General features: G+C 43.8%; 20 protein-coding genes. 10 read left to right on the forward strand and 10 right to left on the reverse strand.

Going from position 1 to position 16,768, the window contains the following annotated elements; genetic code table 11:
- Positions 1–59 precede the first annotated feature (59 nt).
- The 3 genes from CVU62_08610 to CVU62_08620 all read right to left on the reverse strand — a co-directional run bounded on the left by CVU62_08610 (position 60) and on the right by CVU62_08620 (position 1,855).
- Positions 60–779: a hypothetical protein gene (locus CVU62_08610; GenBank protein PKN37775.1), complete on the reverse strand. Its 720-nt coding sequence runs from the start codon at positions 777–779 to the stop codon at positions 60–62.
- A gap of 114 nt (positions 780–893) precedes the next feature.
- Positions 894–1,202, reverse strand: coding sequence for a hypothetical protein (locus CVU62_08615; GenBank protein ID PKN37776.1), 309 nt, complete (start codon positions 1,200–1,202; stop codon positions 894–896).
- A gap of 197 nt (positions 1,203–1,399) precedes the next feature.
- Positions 1,400–1,855: a hypothetical protein gene (locus CVU62_08620; GenBank protein PKN37777.1), complete on the reverse strand. Its 456-nt coding sequence runs from the start codon at positions 1,853–1,855 to the stop codon at positions 1,400–1,402.
- A 246-nt stretch (positions 1,856–2,101) separates the two neighbouring features.
- On the opposite strand from CVU62_08620, the gene CVU62_08625 reads away from it, so the two are divergent.
- The 5 genes from CVU62_08625 to CVU62_08645 all read left to right on the forward strand — a co-directional run bounded on the left by CVU62_08625 (position 2,102) and on the right by CVU62_08645 (position 8,603).
- Complete coding sequence (locus tag CVU62_08625) at positions 2,102–2,521, forward strand: secondary thiamine-phosphate synthase enzyme (GenBank protein ID PKN37778.1); 420 nt, start codon at positions 2,102–2,104, stop codon at positions 2,519–2,521.
- Positions 2,522–2,558: 37 nt separating this feature from the next.
- On the forward strand, positions 2,559–2,936 hold the full coding sequence (locus CVU62_08630; protein ID PKN37779.1) for a hypothetical protein: 378 nt from the start codon (positions 2,559–2,561) through the stop codon (positions 2,934–2,936).
- A 645-nt stretch (positions 2,937–3,581) separates the two neighbouring features.
- Positions 3,582–5,042 carry a hypothetical protein gene (locus tag CVU62_08635; protein ID PKN37780.1) on the forward strand — a complete coding sequence of 487 codons (1,461 nt, stop codon included), beginning with the start codon at positions 3,582–3,584 and terminating at the stop codon, positions 5,040–5,042.
- Positions 5,043–5,069: 27 nt separating this feature from the next.
- Complete coding sequence (locus CVU62_08640; GenBank protein PKN37781.1) at positions 5,070–6,524, forward strand: hypothetical protein; 1,455 nt, start codon at positions 5,070–5,072, stop codon at positions 6,522–6,524.
- A gap of 75 nt (positions 6,525–6,599) precedes the next feature.
- On the forward strand, positions 6,600–8,603 hold the full coding sequence (locus CVU62_08645) for a TIGR03768 family metallophosphoesterase (GenBank protein ID PKN37782.1): 2,004 nt from the start codon (positions 6,600–6,602) through the stop codon (positions 8,601–8,603).
- Between the two features lie 398 nt (positions 8,604–9,001).
- Here CVU62_08645 and CVU62_08650 read toward each other — a convergent pair whose 3' ends face one another.
- Entirely contained in the window at positions 9,002–9,277 is a 276-nt protein-coding gene (locus CVU62_08650; protein PKN37783.1) for a hypothetical protein, read from the reverse strand.
- A gap of 624 nt (positions 9,278–9,901) precedes the next feature.
- Between CVU62_08650 and CVU62_08655 the strand changes: the two genes are divergently transcribed.
- Positions 9,902–10,420, forward strand: coding sequence for a hypothetical protein (locus tag CVU62_08655; protein ID PKN37784.1), 519 nt, complete (start codon positions 9,902–9,904; stop codon positions 10,418–10,420).
- A 127-nt stretch (positions 10,421–10,547) separates the two neighbouring features.
- Here the strand turns inward: CVU62_08655 and CVU62_08660 are convergent, their stop codons facing one another.
- A complete protein-coding gene (locus CVU62_08660; protein PKN37785.1) occupies positions 10,548–10,766 on the reverse strand; it encodes a hypothetical protein in 219 nt (72 codons plus the stop codon).
- Between the two features lie 289 nt (positions 10,767–11,055).
- Here CVU62_08660 and CVU62_08665 point away from each other — a divergent pair, with 289 nt between their 5' ends.
- The 4 genes from CVU62_08665 (at position 11,056) to CVU62_08680 (ending at position 13,451) form a co-directional block, all read left to right on the forward strand.
- Entirely contained in the window at positions 11,056–11,388 is a 333-nt protein-coding gene (locus CVU62_08665; protein ID PKN37786.1) for a hypothetical protein, read from the forward strand.
- Between the two features lie 239 nt (positions 11,389–11,627).
- Entirely contained in the window at positions 11,628–11,993 is a 366-nt protein-coding gene (locus CVU62_08670) for a hypothetical protein (GenBank protein ID PKN37787.1), read from the forward strand.
- Between the two features lie 81 nt (positions 11,994–12,074).
- On the forward strand, positions 12,075–12,566 hold the full coding sequence (locus tag CVU62_08675) for a hypothetical protein (protein PKN37788.1): 492 nt from the start codon (positions 12,075–12,077) through the stop codon (positions 12,564–12,566).
- Between the two features lie 60 nt (positions 12,567–12,626).
- Positions 12,627–13,451 carry a protease HtpX gene (locus tag CVU62_08680; GenBank protein PKN37789.1) on the forward strand — a complete coding sequence of 275 codons (825 nt, stop codon included), beginning with the start codon at positions 12,627–12,629 and terminating at the stop codon, positions 13,449–13,451.
- Between the two features lie 390 nt (positions 13,452–13,841).
- Here CVU62_08680 and CVU62_08685 read toward each other — a convergent pair whose 3' ends face one another.
- The 5 genes from CVU62_08685 to CVU62_08705 all read right to left on the reverse strand — a co-directional run bounded on the left by CVU62_08685 (position 13,842) and on the right by CVU62_08705 (position 16,739).
- Positions 13,842–14,324 carry a hypothetical protein gene (locus tag CVU62_08685; GenBank protein PKN37790.1) on the reverse strand — a complete coding sequence of 161 codons (483 nt, stop codon included), beginning with the start codon at positions 14,322–14,324 and terminating at the stop codon, positions 13,842–13,844.
- A gap of 80 nt (positions 14,325–14,404) precedes the next feature.
- Positions 14,405–14,860: a hypothetical protein gene (locus CVU62_08690; protein PKN37791.1), complete on the reverse strand. Its 456-nt coding sequence runs from the start codon at positions 14,858–14,860 to the stop codon at positions 14,405–14,407.
- Between the two features lie 45 nt (positions 14,861–14,905).
- Entirely contained in the window at positions 14,906–15,406 is a 501-nt protein-coding gene (locus tag CVU62_08695) for a hypothetical protein (GenBank protein ID PKN37792.1), read from the reverse strand.
- Complete coding sequence (gene lepB, locus CVU62_08700; protein ID PKN37793.1) at positions 15,400–15,897, reverse strand: signal peptidase I; 498 nt, start codon at positions 15,895–15,897, stop codon at positions 15,400–15,402. The genes CVU62_08695 and lepB overlap by 7 nt, the downstream gene beginning before the upstream one ends.
- Positions 15,894–16,739: a short chain dehydrogenase gene (locus CVU62_08705; GenBank protein ID PKN37794.1), complete on the reverse strand. Its 846-nt coding sequence runs from the start codon at positions 16,737–16,739 to the stop codon at positions 15,894–15,896. The genes lepB and CVU62_08705 overlap by 4 nt, the downstream gene beginning before the upstream one ends.
- Positions 16,740–16,768: the final 29 nt, after the last annotated feature.

Raw genomic sequence — 16,768 nt, forward strand, 5'->3', positions numbered from 1 at the left:
TTTTGTCATCCTGTTTTTCCAGTATCTTTGCAGCTTGTCTCACGATCATAGAAACCGCATTATTTTAAGTAACCTTTAAACAAATAATCCAAATCATCTACCATCCGGCTGTCTATCGAGAAGTTTACGCTGCCGGCAAAAATATCAAGCACAACTAAAGCATTAAGAGTAGCGTCTTTACCCTCAATAGTCCTGAGCCTTTTACAAAAGCTTTCGTTAACTATACTTACATTCTCATACGCCTGGGCCAGTTTCTTCAAATCCCAATCAGGCTGACTGCCCTGCTGATATAAAAAATACTGCCCCAGCAGATACATCGATATGGCGCGATATTTAGTTTCCTCTACCGTAGCAAAGGGCAGATGAAAACGTACCATAGGCTTTAATTTCTCAAAAACAGGGCACCCGCTGGTAACCATATATATGCCGATCAAAGAACTAACTCCGTGCTGTAAAGTTACTTTTTTACTATATTTTCTTTCTTGGGCAGTAACAATAACCTCTACCTGTTCGTGAGAAACGAAATTGCGGAAGTAATCTATGATGTCTGCTATGTTAATAGCTATGGGACAGAATTCGTATTGATCATTCAAAGTACAATTAGGGCACTTGAAACAGCCGAGTTTTGTCCATTCAGGGCGAGCTTTATTTTCCGTTTGTGTTAAATTCAAAGTGACGCTGTCTAACTCAATGTTAAATTCTCTCTCCTCTCCGTCTTGGAATATAAATTTGTAATTGTAGGTTATTTTACGTGCAGAACCGTGGACACCGTCATTCATGGTTAAGTTACCTCCTATGCCTGGCCTGCTTAGTTAAGCCACAAGGCCCGTTATCTTTTTTCGATAAGAGAGTGAATAGTATGCCGCTGCGCTTCGGGGATAATTACATTTACGCTATTTCTTTATGATTTCGACTTTATAGATCACTCCGTCGCAGTGGTGTATTCTGGCATATACGCCCTCTTTCAAAACACCGCCATGGGCAATCGACTCGTTGTATCCTGTATTTGCATGAAAGTAGTCAATTTCAAACGGCTGACCGTCGATGGTAATTTTGTCGCCGGATGTATGTCCCTGATAGGGCTGTGTGCGAATTACATGAACGATACCTTCTGCTACCTCAATATTTTTTGCGTTGCACAAGATAGCATAATTGAAAAGTTCCACATGCCCTAACCACCATCCGATTCCTATTAATACCATAATGCCGAATATACTCCTCGGTAGAGGACCTGCTAACTTCTCACGTATCCGTTTATAAAAGATCACTCCTAAGATACCGCCAATAATCAGGACCATGCTAAAAATAAAGTGGAACCATCCGCTCATTTGCGCGCTTTGCGATGTTAAATCATATACGGTGGTAAATTCATTCATTTTGGTTGGTCCAAAATTATACGTTAGTCCTTGTTTACGGCATTGGTGGTATAAACGGTGTCGCAGATAGCATCTCCAGCGGCTCTGGTTTTAATAATCTTTAAGGTTGTCTTGCCGTCTGTTGCTGTACAAAAATATTCACGATCAATCGCCATAACCGCTTCGCAGAGTTGCCTCGATGTGTTTTCCAGTCCGAAAGGACATTTTGTCCCCTGAATCTGGAATTTTTCGTCGGATATGGAAATCACATTTATCGTCGTCGGGTCGAAGTTTTTTGTAAAGGCCGTGGCAATAGTCGAAAGATTACAATTTGTCAGCTTACTCTTGACTTTAAGTCCTAAAGCCTTGCCCTGACGTCCGAGAATGTTGTCGATTATGGGCAATATTTCATCGCCGTATTTCTCGTAAAAGGCTTTGATTAAAAGCCCCTGAGCCTCTGTTGCATTTTTCGGTAATGTATCATTTGTTTTTTCGGACATGCGTTATCTCACCAATTCAGATATTTTTACTTTCTTATTTATATAGAAGGCATTGCTTATTGACAGCAAGACTATATGAAGAACGGTTTGTTATGTCAATAAAAACCCGTTTTTTTACGATTGGTTTTCATAATATTTCCCGGCGCAGCACTTCGGGGATTTGGGACCCGCTATAAGCGAGTATCATTACTTGACATAGCATGACAAATTTTTTATTCTTCATCATCAGAATATGAGGGGCAATCCATGGTTTTTACAGAAACGATTTCGATTAATACAAAAGGCTTCTGCGACATTATTAATATAACTCCCCAGGTGTTTTCTATTTTAAAACAATCACCAGTTGCCGATGGACTGGTTACCATTTTCTGTCCCGGTTCTACGGGCGCGATAACGACCATTGAATATGAGTCCGGTGCGTTGCAGGATTTAAAAGAAGCACTGGAGAGAATTGCGCCATCAGACATCCCTTATGCGCATGATAGACGATGGGAAGATGGCAATGGGTTCTCTCACGTCCGTGCGGCATTGATGAAGCCTTCGCTTTCCGTTCCCGTAGTCAGCGGCAAGCTGGCTTTGGGAACATGGCAGCAGGTTGTGTTCATCGACTTTGATAATCGTTCACGGCACAGAGAAATTATTGTGCAAGTTATTGGGGAAGAATAGATGATTAGAAGATTGGAAGGTTAGGCGGATTAGAGGATTGGGAAAAAACATGGAAAGTTTTTTGGATAAAATTAAAAAAGATGTGAAAAAGGGATGGGAAGAAGGATTTGCTGCAGTTATGCAGGGGGCGAATGTCGTATCCGTGAAAATGAATGAACTCTCCGAGGAAGGGAAAAGACAGTATAAGCTATTTAATCTGCACGTGAAAATAAAAGATCAGATGAATGAACTGGGCGAAATTGCTTGTGCTGTTCTCAAAAGCAACAAAAGTCTGGATGAAGATAAAAAGATAAAATCTGCGTTTACAAAGATCAAAAAACTCGAATGGCAGTTAAGTAAACTCGCCGATGGCAAAAAGATAAATGTCGCCGCACCCAAAAAGTCTGCGAAGAAAACAGCGAAGAAAAGAAAGTGAACGATAGATGATTAGAGGATTAGACGGATTGGAGGATTGGATAAAAAAACTATTCAATGTTCTACGTTCTAAGTTCAAGGTTCACAGATTTAAGATTTAAGTAATTAAGTAAACACTTCCTTTGTCATTCCGGCCCCGCATACGCGGGATAAACTCCGGTCGGAATCCAAGAAACTAAAAGATTAGAGGATTAGAAAAAACAGTGAAGGGTGAAATGTGAATGGCAACAAAATTTTCACCCTCCCTCAATCCCTCCCCTCAAGGGAGGGAAGTAAAAAAGGGGAATGACAAAAATAGTGAATGGTATTCCGCTGCGTCCCGACGACGTCGGGATTCGCCTTACGCTTCAAGCTGCACTTCGTTTTATTTCTTAATAATAAAATGTCCTCACTATCCCGCGGCACTTCGTGCCTGGGATAGTTCTTAGCGAGTATCACTAATTTTTCTTGACTTTTCAACTATTTAGCGTTATAAATAAGCATCATTCAAATGAAGCATTGTCAATCGGTTAACAACCACATTAAACCCCTTTTGAAGGGTATTACCATGGAAAAGTTATTGAAATCCTGTTCCTGAAAAAAGGCGGGTTTTTGTGTTTTTATCATTCCTTCTAAACAAAGCATTATCATTTTTTCAGGATTGGAAATGATTCGATTTAGGAATCAAAACCGGAAGAGGTGTTTGATGAAGACGTCTTTTGAATTCAAAAAGTTATGCTTAGTCTTTTTAGTGGGCATGCTGATTTTCTCTTTATCAGGATGTTCTAGCAGCGACAGCAATAATCAGGTTCAAGAATTCCCGGTGGTTGTCTTTTCGGATGTTCATTTCAATCCTTTTTATGATCCGTCTCTTTTTGAGGCGCTTGTCGCGGCAGACGCCGGCGAGTGGGAGGATATTTTTAAGACATCGAAAATAACAGCACCTTCGGTATGGGGTGCCGATACCAACTACCCTTTGCTTGCGCTTGCGCTCTCTTCCATAAAGCAGAACTTAGGAGCGAGTCCGCTCATTATTTTTACCGGCGACATTCTGGGGCATTACCTTCCACAACAGTTTTATCAGAACATAAATGGAACTTCCAGCCCTCGAAACGATGCAGACGTTGCAGCCATGAAGGCATTTACCGACAAAACGGTTGCCTTTTTCATGCAGCAGGCGAGATCATCTGCCGGAAACATTCCCGTCATGTTCGCCATCGGAAATAGCGATTCGTACACAGGGCTTGGCCCGGACAGCAGTTTTCTTTCCAATACGGCTGAAATATACTACACACAGTTTTTGAACGGCATTGCAGATCATCAGACATTTCTTAACACTTTCACGAGCGGAGGATATTACTCCGCGGAGATGCCGGGAACTAACTTGATGGTGATAGGACTCAATACATTTGAGTTTTCCCCGTATTTCGGCAATGCCAATTTGAGTGCGGTAACCGCCGAGCTCGCCTGGCTTGATACAACACTGGCGTTGGCCCAGGCCGGGGGTAAAAAGGTTTGGCTCTTAATGCATGTACCACCCGGGGCGGATAAATATTCGACTGCCCAATCTGTCGATGCCAACGGTCATATTACAACTGCCGCAATGATGTGGAACCAGGACTATCAAACAAGTTTTCTGCAAATACTTTCCAAGTATCCGGGCCTGATAACCCAGATGCTTACCGCGCATACGCATATGGACGAATATCGCATCGTGTCACCCGATATTCTGGCTGTTACAACGCCCGGCATAGCTCCATATTTTGGCAATAATCCCGCTTTTAAGATCTTTACGATTTCCGGCGATACTTTCAAAGCTACCGACTACATGTCCCTGAACTATGACCTCGCTGTCAATCCCGAACAGTTCAACAACTATTATACATTTTCGACAACGTATCTCCTGCAGGGTTTTCTAAACGATTCTTTGTTGCAACTTTATCCGGAGTTGGCTACGGACATTGCAAAACAGCAACTTTACAGAGAGCACTATTTTTCAGGACATAATTACACTATTCCCGTTACCGGTACTTTTAATCCTATTACCGATAAGGATTGGCCTGTTTACTGGTGCGGCATAGGCCATATGGACGAACAAGGCTTAATCGATTGTGTGAACTCCTATTAACGTGCATAAACAAGGAGGATTACGATTATGAAAAGAACATCCTTTGTATGGTCGTTGTTTCTGATTCTTGCCCTGACACTGCTCGCCGGATGCTCAAGCAGTTCCGGTTCCAACCCTGCGCTTTCCGCAGACAACATCAATCTGATCTTTGTGGTAAGCCCGGATTTGGCGTATCAGACACCCGGTGACGTCAATTCAGACACGGCAAACCTCAGTAATCAGGGTTTACATCGCTCGCTCCTCATGGCCACGTACCTGAAAACGCATCTGCTGGGGACAAACAATGTAACCGGTATTTACACGCTCGCACCGATGACGCATTTGCAGACCGCAAACAATTATCCTGATATGGCGGCAATCGGATTCATTCAGCAGTTTGCCCTTCTCAACCAGGTCACAGTACAAGGTACGACCGCCAATAGCTACCCGATCAATACAGCGTATGCTCTAGGGGACGTGCCCGGCGGTGTTATAGAGCCTAGTCCATACATCCCCGATGCCCAGGGGCTGGCTTTCAACGACGCGAGCAACAACAATATTACCCTCGTAACCCGTATCATCAACGCAAATCAGCCGGGCTTTTATGTCTTCTCTGCTCCATGGGAAACCATCAGTGCCCTGCTGACAAATATCAAAACGACCAGGGGGTATAACCTGAATCTTCCCGATACCTACATGGGCACAAATTTTGTCTATGTGATCTCTATTACACCGCAGGGTTTCGCCAGCCTGGCTGCCTTCGACAGCAAACTGAATCCGCCCGCCACCTACCCGGTGCTGCCACCGCCGCCGATAGTCAGCGCTTCCTGCACGCAGCAGGACTATTTCAGTTACACACTGATCGATGGGGTTAACGGCGTCAAAGTTCCGACGGGAGCCAACACCAACCAAACGGTTTACCTGATCCGGCACGCAGAGGCGCATCCGACGGACAGTTTCGAAGACGGCAACTTTGTCGGCGCGGGGCAATGGCGCGCGCTATCCCTTCCCAACTTTCTTCCCTACGCTCTGCGGGGCCAACCCAGTCCCACCGTGGTTTATTCCATCGACCCCGCTCAGTCGTTCACTCTGGCGGCTGACTTCAGTGTTTCCTATGTCAGGCCCTCATTAACAGTGCTGCCTTATGCCATCGCCAATAATCTGCCTTATTATCTGGTTGCGGGTTTTTATATCGGGGAGGCGACCGATCCGGGTGTAGCCGAAGCCACCAGTAACTTTTTATTTACGAACCTTGCCGGCGTCAATCTCTCCAATCAAACCGTACTGTTGGCGTGGGAACACGAACACTATCCACCGCTCATAACGTATCTTCTCCAGAGCTATGGCGTCACCGTCCCACCAACGGCGTTCCCCTGGCCGCAGACCGATTACGACACGATCTGGACGGTGAAGCTTGATGCCCAGGGAAACCTGACCGTGAACAACGCGCTGTGCGAAGGCATCGATTCCGCATCGCTGCCGAAAACGGCTCCTAAGTTCTGAGAGTCAGGGCGCGATATTGGAGTTAAGGATCAAAACATAGTCAACAGATATTCAGACATATAGAGGAGGCGTTTTATGAAACTATCGTATGAGTTCAAAAAGTTCTGTTTAGTCTTTTTAACGGGCTTGCTGATATTTTCTTTGTCGGGATGCTCAAGCAGTGATAACAATCAAGTTCAGGGATACCCGATTGATTCCGATGTTCAAACAACGGACCAGCGGATGCTTTCATTTTCTATGGACTTCGCATCTAATACGACAAGACTTTCCCAGGTTTCACAATATGATGGATGGGGCTATGGCATCTGGACATTCGGAGCTCCACTGCCAGCAGAGACGCGGACCACTTCAGCAACATTCGGTATCATGCCGGATGGTTATGTCGTTCCAACGCTTCCTCCAAAAGCAAAACTTTTAAATTTCTTTACCATCACCGATATCCATATAACCGACAAAGAAGCGCCAAACCAGATGATTTACCTCCAGCAACTTGATCCAACATGGTCAGGGAATAACACTTCCATCTACTCACCGATCATGATGTACACCACCCATGTCCTCGACGCCGCCATTCAGACGGCAAACGCCCTGCACAACAAAGATAACAAAGCAAATCCTTTTGATTTCGGCATCTCTCTGGGCGACACCTGCAACAATACTTCGTACAACGAGCTGAGGTGGTATATCGACGTCATTGACGGCAAGGTCATTACCCCTAGTTCCGGCGATCATCTCGGAGCAAACACCATCGACTACCAGAAGCCCTACAAGGCCGCGGGACTGGATAAATCGATCCCCTGGTATCAGGCTCTCGGCAATCACGATCACTTCTACATCGGTTCTTTCCCTGTCGATGCCAACGCGACTCTTGGTATCCGGAATTCATACATCAGCCGTTATGTCTGGGCTGTAGCTGATTTTCTTAACCCCACTCTCGAAGGCACCTTTCCAGTCATGTTCAATATGGACAACATGAAGACGGGAACATTGTATTATCAAGGCGTAATCGATGGTTCAACTCCTTTAGGTAACATTATCCATGCCGGTGAGGTCGGAGCCCCCGGGTTCACCGAACCCCCTACGGTTATCGCCGATGCGAATCGCCGCTCGCTTTTGAGAACGGAGTGGATTAGCGAATTTTTTAATACATCTTCAAATCCCGTCGGTCACGGTTTTAATCTGGTCAATCCCACCCAGCAGAGTGGTTTTGCCTGTTATAGTTTCCTGCCGAAGTCGAATATACCGATCAAAGTTATCGTGCTCGACGATACTCAGTCGGAAGCCGACGGTTCTAAAGATATTCACGGCCATGGGTTTCTTGACGCGAACCGCTGGGCCTGGCTTCGGGCAGAACTGGCGGCTGGTCAGGCTGCCAATCAACTCATGATCATCGCGGCGCATATCCCGATCGCCGTCGTAAAGATTGGCGACGAGACCGAATGGTGGCTTGGTGACAGGACTGCCAGACCCACGGACAGTTGGTGGACTGATACTATAGCTACTACTGATAATGCCGTAACTTTGGCAGAACTGGTTAGTACTCTCCAAAACACGCCGAATCTTCTCATGTGGATCGCCGGACATCGTCATCTCAATACCGTTAAAGCATTTATTTCTCCCGATCCAACACATCCTGAATACGGCTTCTGGCAGGTGGAAACTTCATCGCTGCATGATTTCCCGCAGCAGTTTCGCACGTTTGAAATCTACCTAAACAGTGACTATACCATATCAATCAAAACGATCAATGTTGACCCGGCGGTTAAAGCAGGGTCGCCTGCTGCGACATCGCGCAAGTATGCAATTGCGGCCCAGCAGATCGTTCAAAATAATTTAAGATTAAATAATCCGAATCCGGCAACACTTACTGCTGGCCCCCCTCCTCTTACAAACCTTCCCAGCATGGACCCGACCAGGCCGCAGGCAGGCGCCCAATTCCCCGCCGGCAATCCTAACACAGACCCGACGATCATCTATGGAGTTGCACCGGGAGTCCCTTACAATGCGTCATATAATGCAATGCTCTACAAACAATTAAGTCCGGCCATGAAGGCGTATATGCAGGCACTGTTTCCATAAGCATAAGCAAGAAGGAGCGCTATGTTTCTGCAAAAGGGGTAAAGAGTAAAGACAGATGATTGGAGGATTGGAGGATTAGGGAAAAAGTGAATGGTGCCCCACGGCATCCCGACGAGTCGGGATTCGCCTTACGCTTCTCCCGATAAAATCGGGATCAGCTTGGCTCACTAAAGGGTGAAGATAGATTGCCACCCCGATTACATCGAGGACAGGCTGCAGCCGAGGGCTGCCTCGCAATGACATTTAAGGTGAAAGATAAAAATACGAAGCCCCTCAAGTCTTTCTGACCTTGAGGGGCAAAAGTGGGGTGGGAGGTGTGTTACTTTAACAGATCATGCTTTTTTACTCTTACCTCACTTGAAATATTCTTTTTTGTTTATCTTCTGTTAAAGTACTTTTTAGCTTACAAATGTTTTTACAGCTTCAATAACCGGGTTGGTGAACATAGCCATCAGGATTGTGTAAAGAGCGAATGCGCCGACTACTTCTCCAACATACATCTTTTCATATTTACGTTTCAGGGAAACTATGATCAATCCACCAAGGATTAAGCATCCAAGTTGGAAATATGGGAAATTAGTGGCGCCTGTTGCCGCAAATTCAGCAAATCCGAAAGTTGCCGTTAAAAGAATTACTGCCATCGTCACTATTGTGGTTGCTAATGTCTTTTTCATGATCTGTTACCTCCTTTAAGGTAATTTGTTTATTTGTCTTTATATTAATGAAAAGACCGTGCCAGATCTTCAGGGAAAACAAAATAATTTTTATCTGCTTGAAATATAAGGATATATAATTAATGCCTGCTTTGGCAACAACGCTCAAAAACCAATTTTGAATTCTTTTTCATAATGAAACGTTCAAGCCATTGAAAGAAATGTTCAGATTGTATGAGATTGTCTGAATAGATTACTGCGCACCGGATGCAATTAGCAATGCGAACCAGCTTATTTCTCTACATTGAGTATTTAATCCTTCCCGAAATGTTGTTTTTCTACCTTGGCCCGTCCATGCAACATACCAATATATATAGATATGTTACTCAATATCTTGTGGTCAAAATTTACTTGACACACAAGATATAGTCTGTTAGAAATAAAGTAACCTTTTATTAAAACTCCATTTCCTTATTCTTCTGATATTTTTTCTGCTCTAGATCAGCATGAGACAATAAGGACGAATTAGCAGATTCCACTCTTTATGAGAGTGTTTAAATAGAGGAGCTACGGGTAGGCAAAGGTAGCCATAACCCAATCTGTGCAAAAGAGTGATTTTGCTCTTTTCAACACAAGGAGGTCATTATGACAAGAATAAACCTATTAGTAGCAAAAGTTGTGCTTTTAGGAGTTTGTATCCTGTGTATTTCATCTGTCAGTGTATGGGCAGAAGAAATCAAAATATCAGTGACAGCGTACACGTTGAAGGAGTGTTACCATAATAAAGGTAAGACAGCTTCCGGAGAAATGGTTAGAACCGGGATAGTCGCTGTTTCACCAGACTTAGAACGTAAAGGGCTTAAATTAGGAACTGAAATCAATATAAGTGATATGGGAACCTTTATAGTCAAAGATCGGACAAGTCGCAAAAACCGTGGTAATGTGGATATTTACATGAATTCGTACGATAAGGCATTACAATTTGGGAGACAGAAATATACCCTGGTGTTAAATCAAGGGCCAGAAGATTTTCTTAAAGAATTCTATAATTCTTTATTTACACGGTTTGATTTCAATTCTGAGTATAATATGAATGAGATTAATGCTGTTAAAAGATCTATCTCTCTCTTTGGTAAAGAAAAGTATGTCTGTATTCTAGATTAATTTATTTAGATTTTAGTAAATTACCATCTAGGGGTATATGCTCCTCACCCCTAGATGGTAAAAATACTAACTGCCTGACGGCTTCCCCCAACAAACAAATCATCAACCTCGGCAAAGATGCCGGACTTTAATCTGTAATAAAGGAGATGGTGTATTTTCTTCTTTTAAAAATAATGAATAGTGCTATTATGTTATTCAACTTATCGTAAAAAAGCTCATTAGTAAATACAATGTCGAGAAAAAGTTTCATAATGATTGGGATGATTATAGGTTCCGTAGCAGGAGGGTATGCACCTATACTGCTCGGTGCTGACTCAATCTCCGTTTCGTTAGTAGGAAGTACCATTGGTGGACTTCTTGGCATATGGGGAGGCTTCAAGCTTTATGGATAAATACAAATAACTAAAAAGATAAATCGTAACCGGTTATTATTCCACTTGGCTTGTCTTAAGGAATCAGATGAAAAAAACCAGTGACAAAAAGCATAAAAATACTGGTGCCCCAAATAATGTCCACCGGCGCAGGCGGGCAGATTATGCACTGCGTGAGAGTGTGAAGAAAAATAAAATACAAATCAAGAGAGGGAAAGCCGGTATTTAAAGATTTTAATATCGTACTTCCCCCGGAATGTAATTATGTCCGATGAAGTCTGCAGGTATGAACTTAATAGAAAAGTAAGGAATATTCTGGTTAGTCATAATGCTGATATGACTAAAATCAGTTATACCAGTTCCAACAGAACGGTATGTATATACGGCTCTCTATGGAATAATAATAATACAGATTTCAATATGTCCACCGTCAAAGCTTTGGTTTCGGATTTAATGAACATCCCTCGCGTTAACTCCATTCAATTCGATTTGGACAACTGGGTTATTGTTGCTGACCCCGGAGAATTAGTTGTTATGAAAGGGAAAGAATCTGAGATGCTGCCATGGGGCAAGGATAAAAATGACCCATTCTTATAAAGGTGAATGGTGAAGAGTAAATAGTGAATGGTAAAAATACTGTTCAATGTTCTATGTTCAAGGTTAAGAAAAACAGATTTAAGGAATTAAGTAACCGGGAAAGAACCGTGAATAGTGAATAGTGCCCCGCAGCGCGGCGTCCCGACGACGTCGGGATTCCACTAGCGCTTCGAGCGGCACTCCGCTTGCTCTCAGCGAGTGTCACTAAATGGTGAACAGAAAAGGAGAGAAGGTTCGTTATGAAAGAAAGAAGGAAAGCTCAGCGACTGAAGGAATTAAACGAAATCACTATATCCGTCACTCCCGGAGAAAAAAATATTACTAAGAAAAAATTACTGTATAACTACAGCAAGGATATCTCTGCGTCCGGTGCTAAAATTGAGTCCAGTATTCTTTTCCCCGTCGATACCCTCCTCAAGATAGATTTCAAATTAAAGAATCTGGAAAAAGAAATATCCGCCCTGGGAAAAATAAAATGGATCAAAGTCCTTATTGAGGACAAATCTTATGAAGCGGGAGTGGAATTCGTCGATATACCAAGCGAAGCAGTCAAGAAACTTGAGAAATACATCTCGCAAATAATTAAGACTAAATCTCTCAAATAAAAAATCTAACGAGTCTTAATCCGGTTGCGTGTCATTTTGAATTTTTGCAATAAATATTTAAAATAATCAAAGGCACCAATAATGTTTAAAATAGAAAAAATCATATCCGGCGGGCAGACCGGAGCGGACAGGGCAGCGCTTGATTTTGCCATTGACCATGACATGCCCTATGGCGGGTCGGTTCCCAAAGGCAGAAGAACCGAGGACGGCAGGCTTCCCGTAAAATATCATCTTCAGGAAATGCCCACGGAAAACTATTCCAAGCGAACGCTGCAGAATGTTCTCGATTCCGACGGAACCGTGATCGTCTCTCATGGATTTCTCACCGGTGGATCGGCATTAACCAGAGAATTTGCCATACAGCACAAAAAACACTGGATTCATATAGACTTGAAAGAATTGCCCCTGCAAGAGGCGGCAGAAAGCCTCTCTTCCTGGCTACAAGAAAATGAGATCAAGGTGCTCAATGTAGCCGGTCCTAAGGCCGGCAAAGACCCGAAGATCTATGAGGCAACATCACAACTGCTTGAAGAAACTTTAAACAAGTCCCCATTCGCTACGCTTCGGGGATAATTCGACTTGCGCTTCCCCCGATAAAATCGGGATTAGCGAGTCTCATTAGGAGAAAACTAAGTGAACACGTTAAAAGTTGTCATGTTGATTAGTATGCTTTCCGGTCTTCTGGTGATTGTCGGATATTTGCTCGGCAGGAGAAAAGGTGTTGTCATCGCTCTGATAATTTCCGCCGTAATGAATTTTGGCAGCTACTGGTTTTCTGATTCCATCGTTTTGAAAATGTATGACGCTCAGCCGGTGACGCAGGCTGAAGCCCCTGATCTTTATGTTGCGGTGGAATCATTGACCAAAAAAGCAGAAATACCAATGCCGAAGTTGTATGTTATTCCAACCAACACACCCAATGCGTTTGCTACAGGCAGAAATGAAGATCATGCGGCGGTCGCAGTAACTTCCGGTCTTTTGAGTTTGATGAACAATGATGAACTCGAAGGCGTCATAGCACATGAGCTGTCTCACATCAAACATAAGGATATTTTAATCAGCACGATGGCGGCAACTATTGCCAGCGCCGTTGTTTTGTTATCACGCTGGAGTGTCTTCTTCGGAGGTGACGACAGCAGTGTTATCAGCGCCATTGCCATAGCCATTATCGCGCCTGTCGCGGCAACACTGGTGCAGACGGCCATCTCCCGATCCCGGGAATACGAAGCCGATGCCGGCAGCGCCAGAGTAACCGGCAATCCCGAAGCATTGGCCGGCGCTTTGATGAAATTGTCCAACATGTCCAGGGTTGTGCCGATGGGCGCCAATCCTGCAACAGCGCATATGTTTATAGTTAATCCGCTCTCCGGCTCAACTATCATGAGTTTATTCAGCACTCATCCGCCTGTTGAAAAGAGAATTGAACGATTGCTGGAGATGAAGGACGGTTCGACGTAATCCCTCGTCTCTGCCAATACCGACAAGTCGTGGATTTGCGGAATAGGTTCCAATACATTATTCATTTTTTAATAATATAGAGTAAGAAAATTATAATTATAATAATAAAAATTACTCCATATCCTGCTCCCGTAACGCCACTCCACCTGAATATATCTCCAACTATTTCCATTCCCACGTAATCAAATGCCTTAATTATAAAGTTACCTATCTCATAAGCGATATTATCCATTTTAGATTACCCCCGCCTTCTTTAAAGGTCTTGTGTTGCAGGTTTATGAGGTCTTTTATCATAATTTGCTTCGTTCGTCTTTCCACAGCGCTACGCACCAAGTGTAATTCGTCCAACAAGCTTCCGTGCGCTTCGCTTCTTAAATTTGGGACTCACTATCAGCTTGGCTCACGACGCAGCTCAATCCAGATATTGACAACAGATACGCTGATTAAGTTCAATGTGGTAGCAGCATACCAAAAATAGGTTTCCTGACGGTCAAGCAGTGTAATCCAGCCGGACCAAAGAACAAAACAGATTATGGAAAAGGAAAGCAAGGTATCAATAGCCAGAAAAAGGCCCGGCCTTTTTAAAAGTCTTCCGGCCTGAGCGATAGTGCAGTATTCAACAGGAGCCTCCCGGCCGGAAAGGTGAAAATAAATACGTGTCAGGTTCATGATCAGATCTGTCAAAGCCCAGGCTATGACCAGCCAGGCTAAGACGCGAAAGGAGACTGACGCCACACCCGCGCGCAGAGCAAGCAGGCCGAAGATCAGCTTGAATACGCAGAAAGGCACACCGATGGTCAAGGCCTGAAAGGCAGGCGACAAAAAAATACTGTCTCCAATTTTTTCCACCCTCTGCCGAGTTTGTTCTTTCATAAGATACTCACATGAATATTTTAAGTTCTAAGTTCCAGGTTTAATATTTCACAGCGCTATGTTCGGCAGAACGTCTTAAATTACTTGCCGGGGCAGACTGCCTTTTGAAGAGCATCTCCCGTTGAATCAGGTTGTATTTCAAACCATTTCTTTTCTTTTGTTTCCCCTCCGGCATATATTGCTTTATTATCCTTATCATAATGACTTATTGCTAACACAGCTATACTGCGCTTCGTACAGTCTATTTCATATAAACATGTTTTTGAGGAAAGGTTTCCATATTCCTCCACAGACAAGCCATCTTTTATTCTGGACTGTAATTCTATCGTTTTACCGACATCAGAATAGATTTCTTTAGCTAAGACCTGAACTGCATTATTTGCAGAATCCACTTTCATGCTTCCTTTGCTATATGAATATACATTCCCATCTTTGTCTGTCTTATATTTCACCCAATCGGATGAACTATTCTCACAACCGGCAACAAGAAATAATACCGAAAGCAACAAAGAAATAACTGAAATGTTTTTTTTCATAAATCACTCCTTTATCAATAAAGCAGTTGTTTATTTTTTGCTCCATCACTTCTCAAGCACCTGCATCTCTTTAGCCTCAGTTATAAGCCATTTCTTCTCAATCTTTTGCAGGTTGAATTCCAGCGCCAGCGCCTGGTCGTTCTTTTGGCCGTAAGCATCGGTTGCTTTTATATAGGCTGTGGCGACGGCATGCGCCTGCGGAACCTGAAGAGATTCAATTTTCAAATCTTCAAGCTCAACAGAAAGATTTCTATAATAATTTCTTCCCATCGTCAGGTAGGCCGGCACATCATTTTGTAAAACGGCTCGGGAAATATTGTAGCCCGGTATATCGATCTGACATGTTTGAGCCATTTTTTCCTGCACGTGTTTGATGCGTGATATAATTTCCAATTGATTTTCGCCCGGTGCCCAGGTCATTTCTTTTGCCAGCGAGCGTAACTGCTTTTTCACAGCCCTCGCCTCCCAGTCAACGGACAAAAGCAAAAGTACTACGCCTGCCGCAACAATTATTAACGCCACGGCAAGATACTTTTTTGTTACCATAACGGCTCTCCTGCAATACGGGTTACAGGTGTCTGACCAAAAGTATGCCCTCTTGCAGGCATACTGCGATTGTCTCCCACTACATAAACATGCCCGGGCTTGACGATAGTGGGTGGAATATTCCAGTCGCTTTTGCCCGCGACGTAGGGCTCGTTAACTTTTTTGCCGTCCACAAAAAGATTGCCTTCTCTGAATTCAACACTCTGGCCTTCGGTAGCCACGACGCGCTTCAGCAGCATAATCTTTTGTCCTGCCATCCGCACAGTCACAACATCCGGCGGCGCGGGCTTGGAAAACAGATAACGCAGGGCAAAGCAGAAATTAAACGAACCGGTGACATAGTTGGGCGCCATGCTCTCGCCCTGAATGCGAAACGGTATGAATACGTATTTAAAAATAATGAAGGCGGTGATGGCAACCACGGCGACGCGCAGTAAATAGCGTTTTGTTATTTGCGGGAAAAAGAATTTTTTTATGGCGCTATCCGTCATTTTTTTTCAATAGCCTTTTTTAATGACTTATCCATAAAGCGGTTTATTGTCAGCATGATAAGATGATAAATTGGGAAGCAGTATTTCTTGAAAAAGTAGAGCAACTTTATGTCGAAGGAAGTGATGACAAAAAATTTGCGGCTGCGAATTGCTCCGATGATTAAATCCGCAACTTTCTCCGGGGAAATTGCTCTTTTAAGAAAATGCGTGCGTGCCTTATCCGTTGCTTCTTTATCGGCGTGGATTTCCACGGTCTTCACTAACCCTGTATTAACGGCGCCGGGGCAAACTACGCTTACGTCTATTTTATGCTTTTTTAAATCATAGCGCAGAACCTCGGACATGCCTACAAGAGCATGCTTCGTTCCCGCGTAAACGACATGCCAGGGCAAGCCGATAATACCGGCGGTTGATGAAATGGTAACTATGTGCCCGCCGTTACCAGAGCGAATCATATCGGGCACAAAACACTCCAGGCCGTGAATCGCTCCCCAGAGATTTACTTTGATTACTTTTTCCCAATCATTGTGACTCATATCTTCTATCTGGGAAAAAAGCGCGATGCCCGCAACATTTATCAGAATATCCAGAGAACCGAATCCTGCGTGAACATCTTTAGCGAAATCCGCCATGGCCTGATAATTGCCGACATCAAAAGGACGTGCCAGACACACAGTTCCGCCGACGTTGGAAATTACTTCAACCGTTTTTTTAAGGTCGTCTCCGTTTATATCGGTTAAAAACAAACGGCACCCCAACTTGCCCATGGCTATCGCAGTGGCCCGGCCGATTCCGCTTGCGGCTCCGGTAATGAATACTTTCTTATTTTGCAGCTCCCGCATTTTTATTCTCCCGAGTTGTTGGAAGATTT

It is taken from the genome of Deltaproteobacteria bacterium HGW-Deltaproteobacteria-2, assembly GCA_002840505.1.
Classification (GTDB): Bacteria; Desulfobacterota; Syntrophia; order Syntrophales; family Smithellaceae; genus Smithella.

Coding starts and splice junctions, on each gene's coding strand:
- CVU62_08610 (PKN37775.1), bottom strand. CDS start 779: ATGAATGACGGTGTCCACGGTTCTGCACGTAAAATAACCTACAATTAC.
- CVU62_08615 (PKN37776.1), bottom strand. CDS start 1,202: ATGGTATTAATAGGAATCGGATGGTGGTTAGGGCATGTGGAACTTTTC.
- CVU62_08620 (PKN37777.1), bottom strand. CDS start 1,855: ATGTCCGAAAAAACAAATGATACATTACCGAAAAATGCAACAGAGGCT.
- CVU62_08625 (PKN37778.1), top strand. CDS start 2,102: ATGGTTTTTACAGAAACGATTTCGATTAATACAAAAGGCTTCTGCGAC.
- CVU62_08635 (PKN37780.1), top strand. CDS start 3,582: ATGATTCGATTTAGGAATCAAAACCGGAAGAGGTGTTTGATGAAGACG.
- CVU62_08640 (PKN37781.1), top strand. CDS start 5,070: ATGAAAAGAACATCCTTTGTATGGTCGTTGTTTCTGATTCTTGCCCTG.
- CVU62_08645 (PKN37782.1), top strand. CDS start 6,600: ATGAAACTATCGTATGAGTTCAAAAAGTTCTGTTTAGTCTTTTTAACG.
- CVU62_08650 (PKN37783.1), bottom strand. CDS start 9,277: ATGAAAAAGACATTAGCAACCACAATAGTGACGATGGCAGTAATTCTT.
- CVU62_08655 (PKN37784.1), top strand. CDS start 9,902: ATGACAAGAATAAACCTATTAGTAGCAAAAGTTGTGCTTTTAGGAGTT.
- CVU62_08660 (PKN37785.1), bottom strand. CDS start 10,766: ATGGTACTTCCTACTAACGAAACGGAGATTGAGTCAGCACCGAGCAGT.
- CVU62_08665 (PKN37786.1), top strand. CDS start 11,056: ATGTCCGATGAAGTCTGCAGGTATGAACTTAATAGAAAAGTAAGGAAT.
- CVU62_08670 (PKN37787.1), top strand. CDS start 11,628: ATGAAAGAAAGAAGGAAAGCTCAGCGACTGAAGGAATTAAACGAAATC.
- CVU62_08675 (PKN37788.1), top strand. CDS start 12,075: ATGTTTAAAATAGAAAAAATCATATCCGGCGGGCAGACCGGAGCGGAC.
- CVU62_08685 (PKN37790.1), bottom strand. CDS start 14,324: ATGAAAGAACAAACTCGGCAGAGGGTGGAAAAAATTGGAGACAGTATT.
- CVU62_08690 (PKN37791.1), bottom strand. CDS start 14,860: ATGAAAAAAAACATTTCAGTTATTTCTTTGTTGCTTTCGGTATTATTT.
- CVU62_08695 (PKN37792.1), bottom strand. CDS start 15,406: ATGGTAACAAAAAAGTATCTTGCCGTGGCGTTAATAATTGTTGCGGCA.
- lepB (PKN37793.1), bottom strand. CDS start 15,897: ATGACGGATAGCGCCATAAAAAAATTCTTTTTCCCGCAAATAACAAAA.
- CVU62_08705 (PKN37794.1), bottom strand. CDS start 16,739: ATGCGGGAGCTGCAAAATAAGAAAGTATTCATTACCGGAGCCGCAAGC.